The organism is Streptomyces sp. NPDC007164, from assembly GCF_040634135.1.
GTDB classification, from domain to species: domain Bacteria; phylum Actinomycetota; class Actinomycetes; order Streptomycetales; family Streptomycetaceae; genus Streptomyces; species Streptomyces sanglieri.
Genome location: NZ_JBEYFB010000040.1, coordinates 50,889 through 71,185, shown reverse-complemented (window position 1 = coordinate 71,185; position 20,297 = coordinate 50,889). Strand labels below are relative to the sequence as shown.

The 20,297-nt window shown below is 71.6% G+C and carries 20 protein-coding genes; 2 read left to right on the top strand and 18 right to left on the bottom strand.

The genetic code is table 11. The features are described from left to right. Positions 1-106: 106 nt before the first annotated feature. The 16 genes from ABZ622_RS33140 to ABZ622_RS33065 all read right to left on the bottom strand — a co-directional run bounded on the left by ABZ622_RS33140 (position 107) and on the right by ABZ622_RS33065 (position 15,795). Positions 107-1,099, bottom strand: coding sequence for a beta-ketoacyl-ACP synthase 3 (locus ABZ622_RS33140; protein WP_360549591.1), 993 nt, complete (start codon positions 1,097-1,099; stop codon positions 107-109). 93 nt (positions 1,100-1,192) lie between these two features. Then, complete coding sequence (locus tag ABZ622_RS33135) at positions 1,193-2,035, bottom strand: NAD(P)H-binding protein (RefSeq protein WP_360549589.1); 843 nt, start codon at positions 2,033-2,035, stop codon at positions 1,193-1,195. A gap of 99 nt (positions 2,036-2,134) precedes the next feature. Continuing rightward, a complete protein-coding gene (locus ABZ622_RS33130) occupies positions 2,135-2,545 on the bottom strand; it encodes a lipocalin-like domain-containing protein (protein ID WP_360549587.1) in 411 nt (136 codons plus the stop codon). Beyond that, a complete protein-coding gene (locus tag ABZ622_RS33125) occupies positions 2,542-4,335 on the bottom strand; it encodes an FAD-dependent monooxygenase (protein WP_360549585.1) in 1,794 nt (597 codons plus the stop codon). Before ABZ622_RS33125 ends, ABZ622_RS33130 begins: the two co-directional genes overlap by 4 nt. A 46-nt stretch (positions 4,336-4,381) precedes the next feature. Next, positions 4,382-4,981 (bottom strand): malonic semialdehyde reductase, encoded by a 600-nt coding sequence (locus tag ABZ622_RS33120; RefSeq protein WP_360549583.1) that lies wholly within the window; start codon positions 4,979-4,981, stop codon positions 4,382-4,384. Between the two features lie 14 nt (positions 4,982-4,995). After that, on the bottom strand, positions 4,996-5,745 hold the full coding sequence (locus ABZ622_RS33115) for a cyclase family protein (RefSeq protein ID WP_360549581.1): 750 nt from the start codon (positions 5,743-5,745) through the stop codon (positions 4,996-4,998). Continuing rightward, complete coding sequence (locus ABZ622_RS33110; protein WP_360549579.1) at positions 5,742-6,572, bottom strand: aromatase/cyclase; 831 nt, start codon at positions 6,570-6,572, stop codon at positions 5,742-5,744. The genes ABZ622_RS33115 and ABZ622_RS33110 overlap by 4 nt, the downstream gene beginning before the upstream one ends. Continuing rightward, on the bottom strand, positions 6,572-7,684 hold the full coding sequence (locus ABZ622_RS33105) for an acyl-CoA dehydrogenase family protein (RefSeq protein WP_360549577.1): 1,113 nt from the start codon (positions 7,682-7,684) through the stop codon (positions 6,572-6,574). The genes ABZ622_RS33110 and ABZ622_RS33105 overlap by 1 nt, the downstream gene beginning before the upstream one ends. 68 nt (positions 7,685-7,752) lie before the next feature. Then, on the bottom strand, positions 7,753-8,910 hold the full coding sequence (locus ABZ622_RS33100; RefSeq protein WP_360549575.1) for a nucleotide disphospho-sugar-binding domain-containing protein: 1,158 nt from the start codon (positions 8,908-8,910) through the stop codon (positions 7,753-7,755). A 70-nt stretch (positions 8,911-8,980) separates the two neighbouring features. Further along, positions 8,981-9,772, bottom strand: a complete 792-nt coding sequence (locus tag ABZ622_RS33095) for an AfsR/SARP family transcriptional regulator (protein WP_360549573.1) — start codon at positions 9,770-9,772, stop codon at positions 8,981-8,983. A gap of 35 nt (positions 9,773-9,807) precedes the next feature. Further along, positions 9,808-11,118: a ketosynthase chain-length factor gene (locus ABZ622_RS33090; RefSeq protein WP_360549571.1), complete on the bottom strand. Its 1,311-nt coding sequence runs from the start codon at positions 11,116-11,118 to the stop codon at positions 9,808-9,810. Next, entirely contained in the window at positions 11,115-12,374 is a 1,260-nt protein-coding gene (locus tag ABZ622_RS33085; RefSeq protein WP_360549569.1) for a beta-ketoacyl-[acyl-carrier-protein] synthase family protein, read from the bottom strand. Before ABZ622_RS33085 ends, ABZ622_RS33090 begins: the two co-directional genes overlap by 4 nt. Before the next feature lie 56 nt (positions 12,375-12,430). Beyond that, the gene (locus tag ABZ622_RS33080) at positions 12,431-12,685 is read right to left on the bottom strand and encodes an acyl carrier protein (protein WP_360549567.1); all 255 of its coding nucleotides are present in this window, start codon (positions 12,683-12,685) and stop codon (positions 12,431-12,433) included. Between the two features lie 194 nt (positions 12,686-12,879). After that, the gene (locus tag ABZ622_RS33075; RefSeq protein ID WP_360549565.1) at positions 12,880-13,770 is read right to left on the bottom strand and encodes an AfsR/SARP family transcriptional regulator; all 891 of its coding nucleotides are present in this window, start codon (positions 13,768-13,770) and stop codon (positions 12,880-12,882) included. A gap of 23 nt (positions 13,771-13,793) precedes the next feature. Beyond that, a complete protein-coding gene (locus tag ABZ622_RS33070; RefSeq protein WP_360549563.1) occupies positions 13,794-14,201 on the bottom strand; it encodes an SgcJ/EcaC family oxidoreductase in 408 nt (135 codons plus the stop codon). 13 nt (positions 14,202-14,214) lie between these two features. Then, the gene (locus ABZ622_RS33065) at positions 14,215-15,795 is read right to left on the bottom strand and encodes an FAD-binding protein (RefSeq protein WP_360549561.1); all 1,581 of its coding nucleotides are present in this window, start codon (positions 15,793-15,795) and stop codon (positions 14,215-14,217) included. Positions 15,796-16,078: 283 nt separating this feature from the next. Here ABZ622_RS33065 and ABZ622_RS33060 point away from each other — a divergent pair, with 283 nt between their 5' ends. Then, entirely contained in the window at positions 16,079-17,539 is a 1,461-nt protein-coding gene (locus ABZ622_RS33060; protein WP_360549559.1) for an MFS transporter, read from the top strand. 92 nt (positions 17,540-17,631) lie between these two features. On the opposite strand, the gene ABZ622_RS33055 is transcribed toward ABZ622_RS33060, so the two are convergent. Further along, entirely contained in the window at positions 17,632-18,477 is an 846-nt protein-coding gene (locus tag ABZ622_RS33055; RefSeq protein WP_360549557.1) for a methyltransferase domain-containing protein, read from the bottom strand. Positions 18,478-18,631: 154 nt separating this feature from the next. Between ABZ622_RS33055 and ABZ622_RS33050 the strand changes: the two genes are divergently transcribed. Then, positions 18,632-19,246 (top strand): TetR/AcrR family transcriptional regulator, encoded by a 615-nt coding sequence (locus ABZ622_RS33050; RefSeq protein WP_360549555.1) that lies wholly within the window; start codon positions 18,632-18,634, stop codon positions 19,244-19,246. Between the two features lie 138 nt (positions 19,247-19,384). Here the strand turns inward: ABZ622_RS33050 and ABZ622_RS33045 are convergent, their stop codons facing one another. Then, on the bottom strand, positions 19,385-20,146 hold the full coding sequence (locus tag ABZ622_RS33045; RefSeq protein WP_360549553.1) for a MerR family transcriptional regulator: 762 nt from the start codon (positions 20,144-20,146) through the stop codon (positions 19,385-19,387). Positions 20,147-20,297: the final 151 nt, after the last annotated feature.

Genomic DNA, 20,297 nt, shown 5'->3' with positions numbered 1-20,297 from the left:
GCTGTCGTTTGGGGGGGGGGGCGCGGCGGGGGGGGGGGGGGGGGGGGGCCCGCCCCCCCCACCGCTGCCCGTGGCGCGCCGGGACGCGCCACGGGCCACGGCCCCGTCAGGGCAGCAGGACCGTCTGGGCGGCGAAGTTCAGGCCGGCCCCGAAACCGGCCAGCAGGGCCGTACTGCCCGCGGTCACCCGGCCCTCGGCCAGCAGGGCGTCCAGGGCGAGCGGTATCGAGGCGGCCGAGGTGTTGCCGGATCTGACCACATCGGTGGCCAGCACGGTGTCTTCGCCCAGGCCGAGCCGCTCGGCCATCAGCTCGGTCATCCGCAGGTTGGCCTGGTGCGGCACGAACGCGGCCAGGTCGGCCGGCCCCAGGCCCGCCGCCGTCAGGGCCCGGCCCGCGGCCGGGGCCACCTCCTCCATGGCCCAGCGGAAGACCCGCCGGCCGTCCATGCGCATCCAGGGGCGCGGACCCTGCCGGGCCCAGGGCCCGGTCATCCGGAGGGCGTTGCCGTACGCGCCGTACGCGCGGCGCACCACGGGGCCGATGCCCGGTTCCCGCGCCGGCCCGACCACCACGGCTCCCGCCCCGTCCGCGAACAGGAACGCGATCGTGCGGTCCGTGGGTTCCACGATGTCGGTCATCCGCTCGGCACCGATCACCAGGACACGCTCGGCATCGCGGACCCGCACGGTGTCGGAGGCGAGCGCGAGGGCGTGGCAGAAGCCCGCGCAGGCCCCCGAGAGGTCGAGGCCCGCGGCCCGGCCGGCCCCGAGCTCGTGGGCCACGCGGATCGCGAGCGGCGGCGTCTGGACCAGGTCGGACATGCTGGCGACCAGCACCAGGTCGATATCGGCCGGAGCGGTGCCGGACCGCGCCATGGCCTGTTCCGCGGCCGCTGCGGCCATCACCGTCAGCGTCTCGTCCTCGTCGGCGAAATGCCGCTGGACGATGCCGCTGCGGGTCTCGATCCACTCCTCCGTGGAGTCGATCGACCGGCACATCTCGGCATTCGTCACCACCCGCCGCGGACGGTAGCCTCCGACGCCGAGCAGGGCGCTGTGCCGGGGGGCGGACGCAAGGATCGTGGGTGCGGACGCCATCGTGCTCCTCTCTCGGCGCGTGGTCACGGGGAGTGCCCGATGCCCGCCGGGGCGGCCCCGCGGGGCCGCCCCGGCAGCACCTGACCGGTCCGGTCAGCGGAAGTCGTCGGCATGGTCGACGGCCCACTGCGCGTAGGGGCGGCCCGGCCTGCCGGTGAGCTGTTGCAGCGCGTCCACCACGGGCACCGGACGCTCGTTCCAGGTCACCAGGTAGGTGAGGAGCTGGTTGATGACCTCCTCGCGCCCGCCGCCCCAGCGGCTGAGCGTCCGGCGGTACGTCTCCGGCTCGATCTCCTCGAACTCGATCTCACGGCCGATCGCCTTGCCGATCAGCGACACCTGCTCGCGCTGGGTATTGGACTCGGGACCGCTCATCACATAGGCGGCACCGGCGTGCCCCTGCTGAGTCAGTGTCAGCGTGGCCACGTCGGCGATGTCGTCCTCGTGCACCGCGGCGGCGTGCGACTGCGGATAGGGCGCACGCACCGTGTTGTCCGAGCGGATGAGACGGGCCCATTGCAGTGTGTTCGTGGCGAACGTCCCCGCGCGCAGGAAGGACCACGGCAGCCGGGACTGGCCCAGCGCGCGTTCCACCGCGACGTGCAGCCGGGCGATGGGGTTGCTGTCCGCGTCCCGGAAGGTCAGCGACCTCGTGGAGAGCAGGGTCACATGCTCCACCCCGGCCAGCTCCAGGGCTTCGATCTGCTGGTCCACCGTCGAGGGGTCCGCGTACAGGAACACCCGCTGTACGCCGCGCAGTGCCGCGCTCAGCGTCTGCGGCCGGGACAGATCCAGCTCCACGACCTCCGCGTCGCGGGACAGCGAGGTGTCCGCGGGGTCGCTGGTGCCCACCCGCACGGTCTCTCCCGCCGCGAGCAGCTTCCGTGTGACGCTGCGGCCGACATGTCCGCGGCCCCCGGTTACCAGAATGGTCACAGTGTCTCCTCAGTAGTGCGGATCAGTGGTGCGGATCAGTGGTGCGGATCGCATCGCGGTGCCGTCGGATCGTCCGGACGGACACGATGTGGCGTTCGGTCAGTGGTTCGGTGCGCCGTGGGCGGGAGTGCGCCGCCACTCCAGCACCCGCTGCTGCTCACGGCCGTTCACCCGGACCGAGCCGTCCAGCGTCAGACGGTCCCCGTCGAGACGGGCCCCGCGGGTCTGCTCGGTGCCGACCCATGGGCGACGTGGCGTGATCTCGATGGCGTGCGTCACCCGGGAGCCCGACACCCGCCAGGCGCCGGTGTACCCCATGTAGTCGTTGCTCCCGGGTACGGATTCGGCGTCCGGTGCGCGCATCATGTGCACCGACACACGGCCGTCCGCCGTGTAGATGAGGGTGCCGCGAGGGGCGGCGCCCAGCGGCCCTTCGACGCGTGTGCCGGCGGCGTCGATGTCGTGGAAGGAATCGAGCGTCCACACACCGATGAGATCGGCGGGGTTCACCGTCGTCCTCCGGCCGGAGCCGCGGGCGTACCGGCGGGGGACCGGCCGGTGCCGAACCAGGTGCGCAGGGCCCGCACCAGCGGCCGGGCCCTCGGGGTTTCCCCGGTCGTCAGTGCCCAGGCGACATAGCCGTCGGGCCGGAGCAGGACCGCCGCCAGATCGTCGCGCCCGGTCTTCGCGCCGACGACGTCCACCCGGTCCGCCCACCTCGCCCCGATGGTGCGTAGCGCGGTGCAGTCGGTGAAGTCGAGCAGCAGCCCCCTTCCCGCCCCGGGTTCATGACGGTCCGTCACCTCGTAGTCGGGCAGGAAGGTGCCGACCGCCGGGTGCCCGTCCGCGCTGTACCCCTCGTCGGTTCCGCTGAGCAGGGCACCGACGTACCGGCGTACGGCCGGCTCGTCCATCATCCGGCCGACGAGGTCGCGCAGGGCGCTGCTGTGCGGATCGGGCCGCATCAGAGCCGTCTGGGCACGGACGTTGGCCAGCAGCCGGGCACCCACCGGATGCCGTTCCCCGTGGTACGTATCGAGCAGCCCGGGCGGCGCCCAGCCTTCGAGGGTGGCGGCCAGCTTCCAGCCGAGGTTGGCGGCGTCGGTGATGCCGGTGTTCAGGCCCTGGCCCCCGAACGGGGCGTGCACATGCGCCGCGTCACCGGCCAGGAAGACCCGCCCACTGCGGTACTGCTCGGCCTGGTACGCCATGTCGGTGAACCGGCCACCTGCGGCCATACGGGCGATCGGAACGCCGGATCCCGTCACTCGCCGGAGACTGTCCCGGAGTTCCTGGACCGTCAGTGGTCCGGCGTCCGGGTCCGGGGGCCCGTCGAACTCCAGGGTGGCGACCCGGTTGACGCCGAGGCCCCACGCGAGGAGCCCGCCGGAGGTGTGGTGGAAGCCGTGTTCGAGCGGCGGTTCGCCCTCGAACTCGACCACCGACTGCCGGCCGGTCAGCGTCGGTCCGGTGCCGGTCAGCGGGATGCCGGCGAGCGCGCGCACCGTGCTGTCGCCGCCGTCGCAGCCGACCGCGTAGGCCGCGCGGAGCCGTCGCTCGCCGCCGGGCGCGGTTGTCGTGACCCACACTCCCCGGTCGTCCTGCTCGATCGCGGTCACCTCGTGCTCCCACGCCACGTCGACGCCGAGTGCGGCGACGTGCCGCAGCAGGATGTCGACCAGGGCGGGCTGCTCCACCCGCATCCGGCGCATCGAGGCATCGGCGTGCTCGACCTTCTCGATGCCGGCGAGGTGTTCCTTCGGCAGGGCGTGCCCGACCGTGCCCGTGGCGCTGTCGGCCATCGCGCGGTAGCGCTCGATGGTGTCCCGCTCGGCCCTGTCCAGCTCGTCGGCCAGCCCCCGCCTGCGCAGCAGCGCCACCGCGAGCGGTCCGATCGACCCGGCCCTGACCATCGTCTCGGGGGCGGCCCGCCGTTCGAGCACGGTCACCTCGATGCCGTGGGCGGCCAGTTCGCCCGCCAGCGTGAGGCCGACCGGGCCGGCCCCGACCACCACCACGGGCGGCCTCTCCCCGGCTCCGGTGCCCTCGTCGCCGCTGCCCCGCGCCTGGTTGAGCCGGTTCAGCAGAGCCAGCGGGGTGCCCAGATCATGGACCTCCTCGTCGGATATGTGGATTCCGTGATCCCGCCCGATCCGGGCCACGGACTCCAGTACCGCCAGCGAATCGAGACCCAGGGCGTCGAAGTCCGTGTCGAGCGCGTCGTTCCCGATGCCGACGAGTTCCTGGTTGCCGGAGCAGTCGGCGAGAATGGTCAGCAGCTGATTCGGTCGGATGCTCATCTCTTCTCCCTCCATGAGGCTGTGGTGCGGTGACGACGCGGGGACATCACACGCTGCGGACAACTTCTCGGTAGCCCAGGCGGGGCAGTCGGGCGGAGAAGGCGTCGGGGCCGGGATGGCCGATGTTGACGATGCTGGTGACGAGCACCGGTTCGCCCGGGAAGAACTCCTTGTGGACGCCCTCGGGGTCGAAGCCGGCGATCGGGCCCGCCGCCAGGCCGCCCGCCCGGATCCCGATGATGAAATAGCCCAGTTGCAGAGCCGTGTTGAACACCGCGGACTCACGGCGGGCGTGCTCGTCGGCGTAGGCGTGGCGGGCGTTCGGGGCGTGCGGAAAGAGGCGTGGCAGTGTGTCGGGGAAACTCAGGTCCGCCGCCAGGACCGCGACCAGAGGGGCGGACGCGACCTTGTCCCGGTTCCCCTCCAGCACGTGGTGCAGCAGTGCTTGTCTCGACTCGTCGGAGCGGACCAGCAGGACCCGCATGGGCTGCTGGTTCATCGAGGTCGGGCCCCACTTGACCAGGTCGTAGATCGCCTCGATGTGCTCGTCGCCGATCTGTGTCGGCGCGAACGTGTTCGCGGTTCTGGCTTCCCGGAACAGCAGATCCTGCGCTGCTTCGTCCAGGGCCAGCGGATGACCGGCCATCCCGTCCCTCCCGATCACGCGTCGCAGATGGCCACGACACGGGTCCAGCCCGCGCCCGCGCCGGTGACCGGGACCGGGAAGCACGTCACCGTGTAGCCGGTGGGGCCCGGCAGCTCGCCCAGGTGGGCCAGCTTCTCCAACTGGAGGTAGGGGTGGGTGCGTCCCGCGACGTGCGCGGGCCACAGCACCGAGCGGTCGCCGGTGCGCCGGTAGTCCTCGATCATGTGCGGAATCGGCCGGTCCATGCCCCAGGCGTCGATCCCGATCACCTTCACGCCGAGCTCGGACAGGAAGATGGTGCCCTCGCCGGTCAGCCCCGCGAAGGTGGTCAGGTAGTCGCGGCTTCCCCACAGGGCGTCCGCTCCGGTCCACAGCAGCACGATGTCGCCGGCGACCGGTACGTGCCCGATGCGGTCGAACTCCTTCTCCAGCATCGCCACGGTGATGCCCTGCCCCGCCGGGACGCTGCGGAAGTCGAGCCGTACGCCGGGGCCGTAGCACCACTCCAGCGGCACCTGGTCGATGCTCCGGGCCGGGGCGTCGCCGGTGAGCGGGCCGTAGTGCAGGGGCGCGTCCATATGGGTGCCGGTGTGTGTGGTCAGGGTGACGGTCTCGTTGGAGATGGCCATCCCGCCGGGGAAGTCCTCCGGGGAGAGCCCCAGGACGGTGGCGCCCGCCACGTGGTCGAGCAGATCGATCTTCACCGGGGTCGCTTCGCTGTCGGCCTGCTCGGTGGGAACGCTGAGGTCGACCAGCCGGGTCATCGGCCGCCCCCGTTGCCCGGCGCGGTGGCCTCCGCCGTCTTCTTGACCGCGCCGAGATCGGCGACGCTGTTGCGTTCCACCACGGCCCGCAGCGCGGCGTCGGCCTCCTGCGGGGTGAGCTTGCCCGCGACCAATCCGTCGACCGCCTCCCTGGCCCTGAACTCGTGGGTCAGCACCAGCTGTGTGGTGTCGTCGCCCAGCGGCAGGGCCCGCCACTGGCCGCCCATGTGGCCGACGATCGGCGCGTGCTCCAGCTGCCGGTAGGTGATGACCCGGTTGTCCGCGTCGATGTCGCGCCGGGAGATCCAGGTGTTGACCTCGCCGTTGACATCGACCACGAGCCTGGCGATCTGGTGCGTCGGCGACTCCTCCAGGAGCTTCACGTCCTGGGTGGGCGGGAAGATCCTGGCGTAGCCCTCGACGTCGACCAGGATGTCCCAGACGACGCCGACGGGGGCGTGCACGGTGACGGTGTGCTCCGCGTGATGCAGGGGGTTGCTCGCGGGAACGGCGGTCAGCGGGGCGTGGTTGGCGTAGGCGGCCTCGTAGCTGATCCTGGAGCGCCAGGCGGCGATGAACTCGTGCGTGGAGGTCAGTTCCGAGAACTTCCGCATCGTCTCGCTGTCCTCGCACACGATCTGGGCGATCGCGGTGCCGGTCATGCCGATCGCCTTGTCGTCCACGGGCAGCCACTCGTGGGACCGGTAGTCGAAGCCGACCGACAGTCCCGTGTCCCGGACCGTCTCCGAGAGCTCCTTCAGGAACTGCTCACGGTCCTCGGCCGAGACGGATTCGCCGAACTTGTAGATCAGGGTGTGGCAGATCATCAGCTCTCCTCGTGGTTGGGCAGGGATGCCCGGAATGTGGTCGCGAACAGCGAATTGCTCCGCCCGGCGTCGACGGCGGCGTGCGAGGACGCGGTCTGTACGTCGCGCCAGAGCCGCTGGACGGGGTCCTTCGCGGCGTGGGCGCGGCTTCCTCGCGCGCGGAAGAGACGGTCGGTGGCGGTACGGGCCAGGTCCGCGGCGAGCGCGGCGTCCCGGCCGTTGCGTGCGGTGTCGGGTCCGTCGGCCGGTCCCCGGCCGTCGAGGCGCAGACACGCCTGCTCGACGAGCAGGACCGCGGTGTCGATCTCGGCCGCCGAGCGGGTCAGTACGGCGTCGCGGTCGGGGCCGGTGCGGGACTCGGTACGTGCCCACAGGTCGAGGGCGGCTCGGGCGGCGCCCACGACGGGGGCGGCGAACAGCGGTGGATGCGCGGCAGGCAGGGGAGCGGCGAGGGCGTCGGCGGGTCCGTCGGCGCGGCCTTGCCACACCAGGTCCCGGGGCGCCGAGAGACGGCCGGGGACGAACACCTCGTCGAGCACCGCGCTGCGGCTTCCGGTGCCCCGCATGCCGAGGGTGAACCAGGTGTCCTCGATACGGAACCGGCTCGCCGGAACGGCGCAGTAGTACTGCTCGCCGTCCTCGGGCGCGGTCACGCACAGCAGCGCCCAGGCCGCGTGGTCGATGCCGGACAGCGAGAACCACTGCCCGGACAGGACCCATCCGTCCGCGACCCGTCGCACCGAGCCCCCGGGGTTCAGCGCGGCGGCGATCGGCACGTCGGCCGACTGCCCCCAGATCTCCTTCCGGCCGGCCTGCGGCAGTTGACCGGCCAGCCGCGCGGACGTGGCCATGATCATGGCGGTCCAGCCGGCGGAGGGGCAGCCCCGCGCGATGGTGCGCACCGCCTCGGCCAGTGCGGTGAAGGAGCCCGCCGTGCCGCCGTGGGCGGCCGGGACGAAGTGGCGGGCGAATCCGGCGTCCACCAGCGCGGTGACGACGTCGGGTGCGAGGCGGCGTTCGGTGTCGGCGGCGGTGGCGTGTTGTGCCGCGAGCGCCGCCAGGTGCTGTGTCGTCTCTGCCGGGCCGGGTGCCGGGTGTGCGTGCAGGGCCACTTCGGAATCCTCCAGAGCCGGGTGCGGTGCCAGGGTGTGACGGGTGTGCCGAGGGGCTCTCGGACGGCTCAGCCCACGAGGTCCGGCAGTGCGGTGGCCACGCCGGAGGGCGACGGCAGCTGGGCGATCTCCTCCCGCACCTGCGCGGCGGCGGTGCCGATCTGCGGCGCCTCCAGCACGGTGGTGATGGTCTTCGCGGTCAGCTCGCCCGCCGCGCAGGTGACTCCCAGCCCGCGTTCGGCGACGAGGCACGCGTTGAAGGGCTGGTCGGAGCCGTGCGGCAGCACGATCTGCCGGACGCCGGCGGACATGGCGGCCAGCGAGGTGCTGGTGCCGCCGTGATGGATGATGGCGCTGCACGAGTCGAGCAGCGCGTTCAGCGGGATCCACCCGTGTGCGCGGACGTTGTCCGGCAGGGTGCCCAGCTCCGTACGGTCGGCATCGCCGAGCACGAACACGAAGTCGGCGTCGACCGTGTCGAGTTCGGCCACGAAGTCGCGAATCAGGCTGAGCCCGATGTACTGGGGGATGAAGGTGCCCAGGGTGACGCACACCCGGGGCCGGTCCGGGGACCGCAACAGCCAGTCGGGAATCGTGCCGAGTTCCAGGTAGGAGCCGTTGTACGGCACGGGGCGCATGGCCAGGTGGCTGTCGGGTGTCCGGTACAGGCTGGGCGGCGTCGTGCGGATCAGCCGGGTGCGGGTGGAACCGGGGTCGATGCCGTAGCGGCCGTAGGTGCCGGCCATCTCCCCGCGGATCCGGTCGACCATGTCGGGGACCAGCGCGAAGAGGTTGGACATGGCGATCAGCGGTACGGACAGCAGTCCGGCCACGAGGGCACCGGAGCCCTGGTGGTCCGGGCTCACCACCAGGTCGGGGCGCCACTGCCGGGCGAGCCGCACCGCACCGGGCACGACCAGCTCGGAGAGTTCGGCGAACAGTGCGGACGTCGCCCGCACCTCGTCCTCCTGGAGGTCGCCGCCCCGGTACCAGACGAGTTGTCCCTTCTCCCGGGACCGTGCGGCCCTGCGTGCGAACGGTGCCGCGAGATCGACGCCCGGCGTGGCGATGTCCACGTAGGGCAGACCGGCCTTGGCGACTTCCCGCATGCCCTCGCCGCCACCGGCGTAGAGGATTTCGTGGCCGGCCGCGCGCAGGGCCCAGGCGAAGGGAATGGTGGCGAACAGGTCACTTGCCGTCGAGTAGGTGCAGAAGAGAATTCTCATGCCTCAGAACACGCCTTTTCCGTTTATGGGTTCCGGCCGTCGCGGGGTGTCTTGTCGCGTGCCGTGGCGGTCACGGGATCGATTCGAAGGCGGTCGCGCCCAGAATTCTTCGCTGGAGGTCCTGGATCACCCGGGACGGTTCCAGGCCCATTTCCTCCGCCATCTTCGTGCGCAGCCGCTGGAACACCTGGAGCGCCTGAATGGTGCGGCCAGACCGGTACAAAGCTGTCATCAGGTACGCGTGGACCCGTTCGTCGAAGGGGCGGGCAAGGGTGAGCGCCGTCAGTTCACTGAGCAGCTCCCGGTGCCGGCCCAGTGCCAGATCGCTTTCGATCCGCAACTCCTGGACCATGTCCCGCTGAAGTTCCAGCCGGGTTATCTCGCACTGGAGCGGGAGGCCGTGCTTCGTGTCCGGAAGTATCGGACCCGTCCACAGCGACTCCGCTGTACGGAGCGTTTCGGCCGCCCCGAGATGGTGGCCCGCCCGGAGTTCTGATTCTCCGATTTTCGCGAGCCGATGATATTCATGCAGATCGAAGTCGGCATCGTCGACCCGGAATTGGTACCCCTCGTTCCCGGTGACGATCAGCTCCTTGCGGACCCGGTCCCCGGGGATGCGCAGCTGACGGGCGAGCATGCCGCGCAGGTTGAGCACATGGGTCTGCAACGCCGTCCGTACGGTGCGCGGCGGGCGGCTGCCCCACAGCTCGTCGACCATCTGCCGTACCGGGACCGGGTGTTCGTGACCGAGCAGGAGCAGGGCCAGCAGCTTGCGCTCCTTCGGTGCGCTGGGCTCCGCCGTCAGCGTGCCGCGGGTCACGGCCAGCCTGCCGAGCACGGTGATCCTCAGTCGTGTCCCCACCGCTCGTCCTTCCGTCGCCGGTCGCTGTGTGGAGGTCAGGTGTTGTGGCGTACGGCGGCGGGCACCCCGTCGGGAGCCGCTGTCATCCGGTTCGGGGCGAGCACCACCAGCGCCGAGTTGAAGCCGTGGTGGCCCCGGGCCAGGATCAGCGCCACCTCGACCCGGGCCTCGCGCGGTTCGCCGAGTACCAGGTCGATCCGCCGGCCCGGGACCGGCCGTTCGACGTTGACCGTCGGTGGCAGGACCGAGTCGCGCATGGACAGCAGGGCGGCCGCGGTGTCCAGGGCCGGGCCGCCGCCGGCGAGCCGTCCCGTCATCGTCTTCGGCGCGGTGACCGGTACGCCGTACGGGCCGAAGATCTCCTCGATGGCGGCGGCTTCCGCGGCGTCGAGCGCGGGGACCGCCGCCGCGTCGGCGAACACCACGTCCACGTCCCCGGGCGCCACCCCGGCGTCGGCCATCGCCAGCCGTGCCGTCCGGGCCAGCCCCGGCGGAGCCGATGACCCGGGAGGGGGATCGAACGTGGCCGCGTATCCGGCGATTTCGCCGTAGACATGACCGGCGCCGCGTTCCGCCGCGGCGGTGGCCGTCTCCAGGACCAGGATGGCGCCGCCCTCACCCGGTACGTGTCCGGATGCCCCGGTGTCGAAGGGGAGGTAGGCGCGGTCCGGGCGGTCGGACCGCGACACCCGCCCGCCCGCGATGTGGGAGACCAGGCCCCATGGGTCGAACGCCGACTCCACCCCGCCGGTGAGCACGAGCTCGCTGCCCTTGCGCAGCACCCGACGGGCGTGTCCGAGCGCGTCGAGGCCGCCGGCCTGCTCGGCGATCAGCACGCTGCTGGGGCCGCGCATTCCGTGCCGGATCGAGATCTGGCCGGTGTTGGCCGCGTAGAACCAGGCGAAGGACTCGTAGACGCTGACGTGCTGGGGGCCCTGGGTCCACAGCTTGCGGATCTCGCGGTGCGTGAACTCGAAGCCGCCCGTCGCGTTGGAGGTCACCACGCCCATGCCGTACTCGGGCAGTGCGGTGGGATCGGCCCCGGAGTCGGCGAGGGCCCAGTCCGCGGCCACGAGGGCCAGCCGGGTCACCCGGTCGGTCTGCGGCAGCAGCCGGCCCGGAAGGTGGTCGGCCGCTTCGAATCCGGGGATCAGGCCGATCAGCGACGCCTGGCCGGGGGCCGTGACATGGTCCTGGACCGGGCGGATGCCCGACTCTCCGCGGAGCGTCGCGCTCCACCACGCCTGCGTGCCGAGCCCGTTGGGCGCGGCGACACCGATGCCGGTGACGACCGCGGTCCTCGTGGCGGCCGCGACGGGTGCGGTGCCGGGTGCGGTGATCGTCATATGCCCTCCCGGGTGAGGACCATGGCGCTCTGGAAGCCGCCGAAGCCGCTGCCCACGCTGAGCACGGTGTCCAGGCGTCGTTCCCGGGCCTCGTTGGGCACGTAGTCGAGGTCGCACTCCGGGTCCGGCTCGTGCAGGTTGGCCGTCGGCGGCACCGCCGCGTGTTCCATGGCCAGTGCGCAGGCCGCGATCTCGATCGAGCCGATCGCGCCGAGCGAGTGCCCGACCATGGACTTGATGGAGCTGATCGGCACGTCGTAGGCGTGCTCGCCGAGCGCGCGCTTGAACGCCGCGGTCTCGTGCCGGTCGTTCTGCTTGGTGCCGGAACCATGGGCGTTGACGTAGCCGACCGACTCCGGTGCCCGCTTCGCCTCGTCCAGCGCGTAGCGGATCGCCTCGGCCATCTCCCGCCCGTCGGGCCGCAGTCCGGTCATGTGGTAGGCGTTGCAGCGCGAGCTGTATCCGGAGATGACACCGTAGATGTGCTGGCCCCGCGCCTTGGCGTGCTCCAGCTCTTCCAGGACGAGCATCGCCGAGCCCTCGGCGATGACGAATCCGTTGCGGGTGCGGTCGAAGGGGCGCGAGGCGTGCTCGGGGTCGTCGTTGCGCGGTGAGGTGGCCTTGATCGCGTCGAAGCAGGCCACCGCGATCGGCGAGATCGGTGTGTCGGTCGCGCCGGCGATCATGATGTCGGCGCTGCCCTCCGCGATCAGGTCCCGTGCGTGACCGAGCGAGTCGAGACCGGAGGTGCAGCCGGTGGAGACCACCGTGGCCGGCCCCTGCGCCCCGACGAGCCAGGCGACCTCGGCCGCCAGCGAACTGGGCACGAAGGCGTCGAACAGGTGCGGGGACAGGTACGCCGGGTCGACCTCCCACTCCTTGCCGCTGTCGCTCAGGACCACGTACTCCTGCTCCAGCGTGGTCGTGCCGCCGACGGCGCTGCCGACGCAGACTCCGACCCGGTGGGGGTCCACCGTGTCGAACTCCAGCCCGCTGTCGGCGAGGCACTCACGCGCGCTGATGACGGCCAGCTGCGCGGCCCTGTCGAGCCTGCGGCACTGGCGGGCGGTCAGCCCGTGCAGCTCGGGATTGAAGTCGATCTCGGCGGCCATCCTCGACCGGAACGGGGCCGGGTCGAAGAAGGAGATGGTGCGGGTGGCGGTGCGGCCCGAGACCAGCAGGTCCCAGAACGCCTTCTTGCCGATCCCGCCCGGGGCCATGACCCCGATGCCGGTGATGGCGACAGACCGCTCCACGATGGAAACCTCTCTGACGGATTGTCCGCGGTGGACCAAGTGGTTCGCGCGGTGGTTCAGCCGGAAACCGAGAGCCTGGAGTCGACGAAGGCGACGAACGCGCCCGGTGTCTTCAGCTCGTCGAGTTCCTCGTCCGTGATCTCCACGGGGTACTCGTCCTGGATGCGGACGGTGATCTCGTAGACCATCAGCGAGTCGAAGCCGAGGTCGGAGAAGCTTGCGTCCCACGCGGTTTCGTCGAGGGGCCCGGCCTCCCCCTGGAAGCACTTCTCCACGACCTGCCGGAATTCGGTGAGGGTAAAGGCGGGCACGGATTTCCTTTCGTCGGGCGGTGACCGGTGGCCGGTGACCGGCGGCCGGTCCGATCCGGTGCGACCGGACCGTTGGACTGTCGGCTTCGGGCATGGTGCGTCGATGGGGAGCCGCTCCAGACGCCCCTTCCGGCTCCTCCAGCACGAATCGAGGAGCATGGGATCCGCTTGTCCGTACGCCCGGTTCGCAGAGGTCAGGCGACGTGCCGGGATACGGTCCCCGGGCGGATGACCGCCCGGTCGCGCCATGCGGACAGCGCGATGCGTTCGAGATCGGGCGCCGGATCGGAAGCCAGGACGGCCTCGTACAGCCGCTGCACCGAGCGCGAGGGTTCGAGCCCGAGTCCGTCGCCGAGTATCCGGTGCAGCCGCCGGTACTCCTGGATCGCCTCAAGACGTCTGCCGGACCGGTAGAGGGCGAGCAGCAGCCGCTGCCACAGGCCCTCGGCCAACGGGTGTTCCACGAGCAGGCCGCGCAGCCCGGTGAGCACCTCGTGGTACCTGCCGAGGTAGAGCTGCGCGTCGATGCACTGCTCGACGACGCGCAGGCGCTCCTCGGTCAGTCTGGTCGCGTGCGCCTCCAGGACGGGGCCGTGCTTCACATTGGAGACCAGCGGGCCGCGCCACAACGTCAGTGCCTCTTCGAGCAGTTCGGCGGCCCGGGGTACGTTGCCCTGCCCGAGCGCGGTGCCACCCTGCACGGCCAGGGTCTCGAACCGGCAGAGGTCGATCGTCTCCGAGGGGATGCTGGCGGCGTACCCGGAGGAGGTGGTGCGCAGCCACGGCCCGTGCGACGGGCCGGCGGTGACCTCTTTCCAGGCGTGTCCCCGGGGCCGGTGCCCGGCCCGCTTGGTCTGCGGGTCGGGCAGCGTACGACGGAGCTGGTACACGTAGGTCTGCAGTGTGGTCAGGGCGTTGGGCGGCGGGTTGAGGCCCCAGAGCTCGTCGACGAACGAGTCCTTCTGCACAATGTCCCCCTGCCGCAGCAGCAACAGCGACAGGGTGCTGCGCAGTTTCGGCGCCGACGGCGTCAGATCCTTCGTACTCTCCGAAACGTCCAGCGCGCCGAGCACCTTGAAGTACATGGGTCCTCCTCCCGGGCCGCCCGTCAGGCGGGGCAGTTGTGATACGCCGTGACCCGCCAGACGCCGTCGGCACGGGCGAGCACGAAGGTCGCGACCCGCCTGTCGCCCTCGGCCAGTTCGGTCTGACCGTCGAGGAGGATGCCCAGGTCGCTCACCACGACCGCGGTGTCCGCGCCGGTGCGGCGGATGATGCGCGGCTCGTTGAGCGGGCGGCTTCCCCGCATCGGTCCGTCGAACGCCGCGCGCATGAACTCCCGGATGGCGTCCTTGCTGTCGAGGACCAGACCGGTCATGACCAGGGTCGCGTCCTCGGTGTACATCTCGGCGACGGCGTCGGCGTCGTTCGAGGTCCAGGCGCTCTGGAACCTGTCCAGCACGTCACGCACCGCGACGTCGGTCTTCGTTGTGGTGTTCTGGTCGGCAGGGGACATGGTGTGTTCCTTTTCAGTCGGCCGGCTGGACGGACAGGGCGTGGCGGAAGACATTGCGCGGGTCCCATCGCTTCTTGACCCGCTGCAGCCCGGGGTAGTTCTGCTTGTAGTAGAGGTCGTGCCAGGGGACGCCGGACGTGTTCCATTCCGGGTCGGCGAGATCGGTGTCCGGATAGTTGATGTACGAGCCGTCGTTCGTCGCGTCGGGCACCGGTACCCCACCGGTTTCGCGGTAGACGTCGCGGTAGAAGCGCCGCAGCCAGTCGAGGGACGCCTCGTCGTCGCGGGGGTCCAGCCACGTCGCGGTGTAGGCGGCCTTCAGGACGGAGCTCCGCTGCACCAGCGCGGTGGCCTCCGGAGCGACGTCGTTGACCTTGCCGCCGTAGGAGACCAGCCAGACGCGGGCCATGTCCAGCGTGGACGGGGCCGTGGTCAGGTGATCGAAGACGGAGTCGACCTGCGCGGTGCTGAACCCCTTGCGCAGATAGCCCGCCTTGCCCTTGTAGCGGCCGTACTCGGACCCGCGCTGTGACTCTTCGTCGCCGTTGGGCGGCATCAGTACGTACAGCCAGGGCGCGGCGGGAATCATGTGGCGGGTGCCGCCGACGCCGTCGCTCACGGCATCGAAGTACTTCTCGACCAGCGCCGCCCCGTCCGCGCCGTCGCTGTCGGCCAGGGCGTAGATCAGGATGTCCGCAGGGCCGTCCTGCTCCTTGCGGCCGGAGAGCATCAGCGTCGAGTGCAGCGCGGTGCCGGGGGAGTCCGGACCGCTGTTGTTCTCGTGCCAGTCGGCGTGGTTGCGCATCAGCCGTCGGAACGACTCCCTCGGCAGATCCGCCCACGACCACATGAGGACGCCCCCCGTCAGGGACGCGGGCGGCCTGGGCAGCAGATCAGCCGGATCGTCCCCCTCGGCGCCCGGCGACCGAAGCCAGTACCGGGTCACCACACCGAAGTTGCCGCCCCCGCCACCGGTGTGCGCCCACCACAGGTCACGATGGGGATCACCGCTCTCGCGGGTGGCCAGCACGGCACGGGCCCGGCCCGCCTCGTCCACGACGACAACCTCGACGGCGTAGAGATGGTCGACGATGGAACCATGGGTGCGCGAGAGCGATCCGTAGCCGCCGCCCTGGATGTGCCCGCCGACACACACCGAGTGGCACCAACCGCCGGGAACGGTCACCCCCCAGGTCAGGTAGAGGGTGCGGTACACCTCGCCCAGCGTCGCGCCCGACTCCATGGCCACGGCGCGCCGGGCGGGGTCGAAATAGATCGCGTTCATCCCGGTCATATCGATGATCACACCGTCGGGGTGCTCGCCCACGGAGTTCTCCAGCGAATGACCGCCGCTGCGCACCGCAACCGGCCGGCCGGAATCGACCGCCCACTGCACCGCCGCCACCACCTCGTCGGTCGAGCGCACCACCCGGAAGCAGGCGGGGCGCTGGACGAACCGCTCGTTACGGCGGCGCAGGGCGAGGTCCTCGTAACGCGGGTCGCCGGGATACACGGCCGACGAGGCCGAACTCCCGCCGCCGCGCTCCGCGGCTGCGCCGTCCCGGTGCGGGGAACTACCGGTCACATGGGCCATCGGGTGGATCCTCCGTGTCCGCTCGATCGGTGCCGGCTCTCTGGAGCCGAGACCTCTCGAACTTCCACTCGACCGGTCCGGACACGCTGAATTCCCGCTGAACCGTGCCGTTTCCCGGACCCCAACAGGACGGCCGAGCGCGCCCGGGAACGCGTCCCGGCCCCGACGTGGGGGGCATCGCTTCGGACTTCCCGCGCATCCGGACTGGCCATAGATACCCCCCAGGGGTATATTGCCTCGCGTTGGGAACTCGATACCCCCCTCCCGTATAGGAGTGCTTGCCATGACCGTGCCGGACTCACCAGCCACGGCAACCGATTCGCGGAGATGGTCCGCGCTCGCGCTGATCGCCCTGGCCCAGTTCATCGTCATCATGGACACGTCGATCATTGGCGTGGCCCTGCCCAAGATGCAGACCGACCTGGGCTTCTCCCAGGAGAACCTGTCCTGGGTGTTCAACGCCTATGTCGTCGCCTTCGGAGGGCTGTTGCTGCTCGGCGGGCGGCTGTCGGACCTGCTCGGCGCCAGGCGCCTGTTCAGTGCAGGATGGGTCGTCCTCGCCGCGGGCTCCCTGACCGCGGGCCTCGCCGGTGAGGTCTGGGTCGAACTGACCGGGCGGGCCCTGCAGGGCGTGGGGGCCGCGCTGATCGCGCCGTCCGCCCTCACCCTGCTGATGACCCTGTTCGGCTCCCGGCCCAAGGAGCTGGGGAAGGCCTTCGCGCTGTACGGCGCGGCCGCCCCGGCCGGCGGCACCGCCGGAGTCTTCCTCGGCGGGGTCATCACCCAGTACGCCAGCTGGCCCTGGGTGTTCTACATCAACATCCCCGTCGCCCTGGTCGTCCTGATCGCCACGCCCGCCGTCATGCCCTCGGGTGCGGGGCGCCGCGGCTCGATCGACCTGGCCGGCGCGGTCACCGTCACGGCGGGTCTCGCCGCCGTCGTCTACGCCATCGTCCGTGCTCCCGAGACCGGTTGGGGTTCCGCCGAGACCTGGCTGGTCCTCCTGGCCGGTGTGGCACTGATCGCCGCGTTCGTCGCGATCCAGTCCAAGCGGCGCGAACCGCTGATGCGGCTGGGCATCTGGCGGGCACCCGGCCTGGCCGGCGCCAACATCGCTCAGCTGCTCATGGCCGCCGCGTGGATCCCCATGTGGTTCTTCCTCAATCTCTACCTCCAGCAGGTCCTGGGACTCGGCGCCTTCGCCTCCGGCTCCGCGCTGCTGCCCATGACCGTCGCCATCATGATCATGATGATCGTCCTGGCGCCGCGGCTGATCTCCCGGTTCGGGCCCAAGCCCCTCATCGTCCTGGGGCTGTTCACGCTCGGGGCGGGCATGTTCTGGCTCTCGCTCGCCCGCCCGGACGGAAACTTCCTCGTCGACGTGCTGCCCGCCTCCCTGCTCTCGGCGGTGGGCATGTCGCTGGCGTTCATCCCGTCGCTCGGCACCGCGCTCTCCAGCGCCCGCCCGGAAGAGGGCGGTCTCGCCTCGGGGATCGTCAACACCAGCTACCAGGTCGGCTCCGCGCTGGGCCTCGCCGCCATGACGGCGATCGCCGCCGCGCACGGCGCCCGTGAGCCGGGGGACCCGGTGGCCCTCACCAACGGCTTCTCCGCCGCCTTCCTCGGCGCCGCGGCCCTCGCGGTGGTCGGCGGTCTCGCCGCCCTGCTGACCCTGCGCACCGCACCCGCCGCCGAGGGAGCGGACGAGGCCGGCGGGGACCGGCCGGAGAGGGCCGCGGCCTGAAAGGGGGCGGGTGTTCCCCGAGGGCTGTGGCCGGGCGGCGTCCGCTGCCGGGGGCGGGTGTCCGCCCCCCCGGCGGCGGACGCCGCCCCCGTTCACCCGGGCCGTCGGGCGGTCACCAGCAGGGCGGCACTGCGCAGTCGGAGTGAGCCCTCCCGCTCGTGGGGCAGCAGGAGGCCGACGAGCCGCCGCCGGGCCCGGTCCCGGTCCTCCTCCCCGGCCCGGCTCATCAGATGCCGCCCGGGGCCGGAGTCCAGCAGGAAGGCGGCGGCGTCGGAGGCGTCCCGGCCCCAGGTCCCGTACGCCTCGACCGGTGTGGTGCCGATCGCCTCGTACCCGGCGCGGCACAGCACGTCGCGGACGGTCTCCGGGTCCGCCAGCGAGAACATGCCGGGGCTCGCGGAGGTGCCCAGTCCGCCGACGGGCAGCAGGTCGCCCAGCCCCCGGATGGCCTGGAGCCACTCGTTCCGGTCGGCCTGCGCGGTGCAGACGAAGGCGATACGGCCGCCGGGGCGCAGCGCCCGCCCGATGTTGGCGAAGGCGGCGACCGGATCGGCGAAGAACATCACTCCGAAACGGCTGATCGCGATGTCGAAGGTCCCGGTCCCGAACGGGTGGACCTGGATGTCCGTCTGCTCGAATGTCACATTGCCGATCCCCTCGCTCCGCGCGGACTCCCGTGCGCGGACCAGCATCGGGGCCGACAGGTCCAGGCCCAGCGCCCGCCCGCCGCCGGCCCGTCGCGCGGCGAGGCGGGTGGTGCGCCCCGCTCCGCAGCCGATGTCGAGGACGTGGTCCCCTCCGGTGATCGCGGCAGCGGCGAGCAGTGGCTCGTCGAAGCCCCCGTTCACCCCGTCCCAGCGGTCCTGGTTGGCGGCCCAGAACGTCCCCTCGTAACCGTTCCACGCCTGGTCCTGGTCCCTGTTGGCGATGTGTCGCATGCGGTGTTGCTCCCCCTTGAATGCTGCTCGAACTCGGCCTGAGTGCCGTCTCGTTGCGGCGCCCCCGGACATCGGCACGACTAGTATGGGCGGGCGCCCATTCAAGGTATGGGCAAGCGCCCATACTGTAAACAGGGCGAGAGGGAGGGAATTCGTGTCTCCGCGAGGTGTGACGACTCCGGACGTCCGCGAGCGGCTGTTCGCCGCTGCGGAGCGGGTGCTGGAGCGGGACGGGCCGGGAGCCCTGACGAGCAGGGCGATCACCGGTGAGGCGGGCTGCGCGAAGGGGCTGCTGCACGCCCATTTCCACGGACTGGACGAGTTCGTCGCGGAGTTGGTCCTGGACCGGTTCGCCCGGGTGGCCCGGCACGCCGATGAACTCCGGGGACGGGCGGGGCGGGGCACCGTCGCGGAGAACCTTCACGGCATCGCTCTCGCGCTGCTGTCCTCGGCCGGCCCCACCGTCGCCGGACTGGCACTCACCCGCCCCGAGGCGTCCTCGCGCATCCGCGAGGCACTGGCGGGCGGTGCGCCGGGCTTCGACACGGTCCAGGACGCGATCACCGACTACCTGGACGCGGAACGGCGGGGCGGCCGGATCGCGGAACGGGCCGACACCGCCGCCGCGGCCCTCACCCTGGTCGGGACCGTGCACCACCTGCTCATGACCGGCACGGACGACCGGCGGCAGGCGCGGGAGCGGGCCGGGCAACTGGTGGGCCTGCTCGATGCAGCCCTGCGGCGCGGGCCGGGCGACGCCGCCGAGTGAGCCGGGGCGAGCGGCAGAGGTGCCGCTCGCCCCGGCTCGGCTCAGCGGGGTCGTCGCGCCGGCACGGCCGTTGCGTCAGCGGGGCCGCCGCGCCGGCACCGCCGTTGCGTCAGCCGGGTCGTCGCGTCGGCACGGCCGTTACGTCAGCCGGGTCGTCGCATACGCCTCGATGGCGTCCCGCTGGTACGCGGCCAGGCCCGGCGCGATCGCCTCGTACGCCGCGCGCCACTGCTCGTTGTCCACGCAGGCGCGACCGATCGCGCGGTACTCCTCGGTGGAGACCGCCCGCAGCGCGGTCAGGGCCCGGTGCTGGGCCTCGATCTCCGCCTGCACCGGATCGGCCTCGGCGGGCACGCCCGCGGCCAGCAACTCGGCCAGCCGGATCATCTGCGCCGTGCGCTCGCGGTGTCCGGCCTCGATCTGCGCCTCGCTCATCGTCGAGGTGTGCCGGTCGATGTCCCCGGCCAGCTCGGGGAAGTCGCGCAGGCTCTCCCGGTACTGGGCGGGCCGAACGCCCTCGAAGAGATTCTCCGGTCGGTTGATCGCCGTCATCGGGCCACCGTCCTTTCTGGATTCCTCCAGTTCGGCGATCGTGCGGGAGACGGTGCCGGCCAGCGCGTCGATCCGGTCGCGCTCGGCGAGGAGCCGGCGGTGGTGACCGCGCAGCGCCTCCACCTCATCGACCTGCGAGGCCAGGATCCGCCCGATCTCGGGCAGGCCCAGGCCCAGCGCCCGCAGTACGAGGATCTGCTGCAGCCGGAGCAGCTCGCCCTCCCCGTAGCAGCGGTGGCCGTTGGAACCGGTCCCCGCAGGCGGCAGCAGGCCGATCTCGTCGTAGTGCCGCAGTGTCCGAGCCGTCACACCGGACATCCGGGCGACCTCCGCGATCGGCCAGACCATCGCCGTCTCCCCTCACGATCACCTCACCGGGCCGGTCTCTCCGGCCCTGGTCAGGACGGTAGAAGCTGCCGCTGCGGCAACCGCAACCCCGGAGCCCGGAGCCCGGAGCCCGGGATGGCCCGGCGGCACCCGAAGGGCACGCCGGGCCATC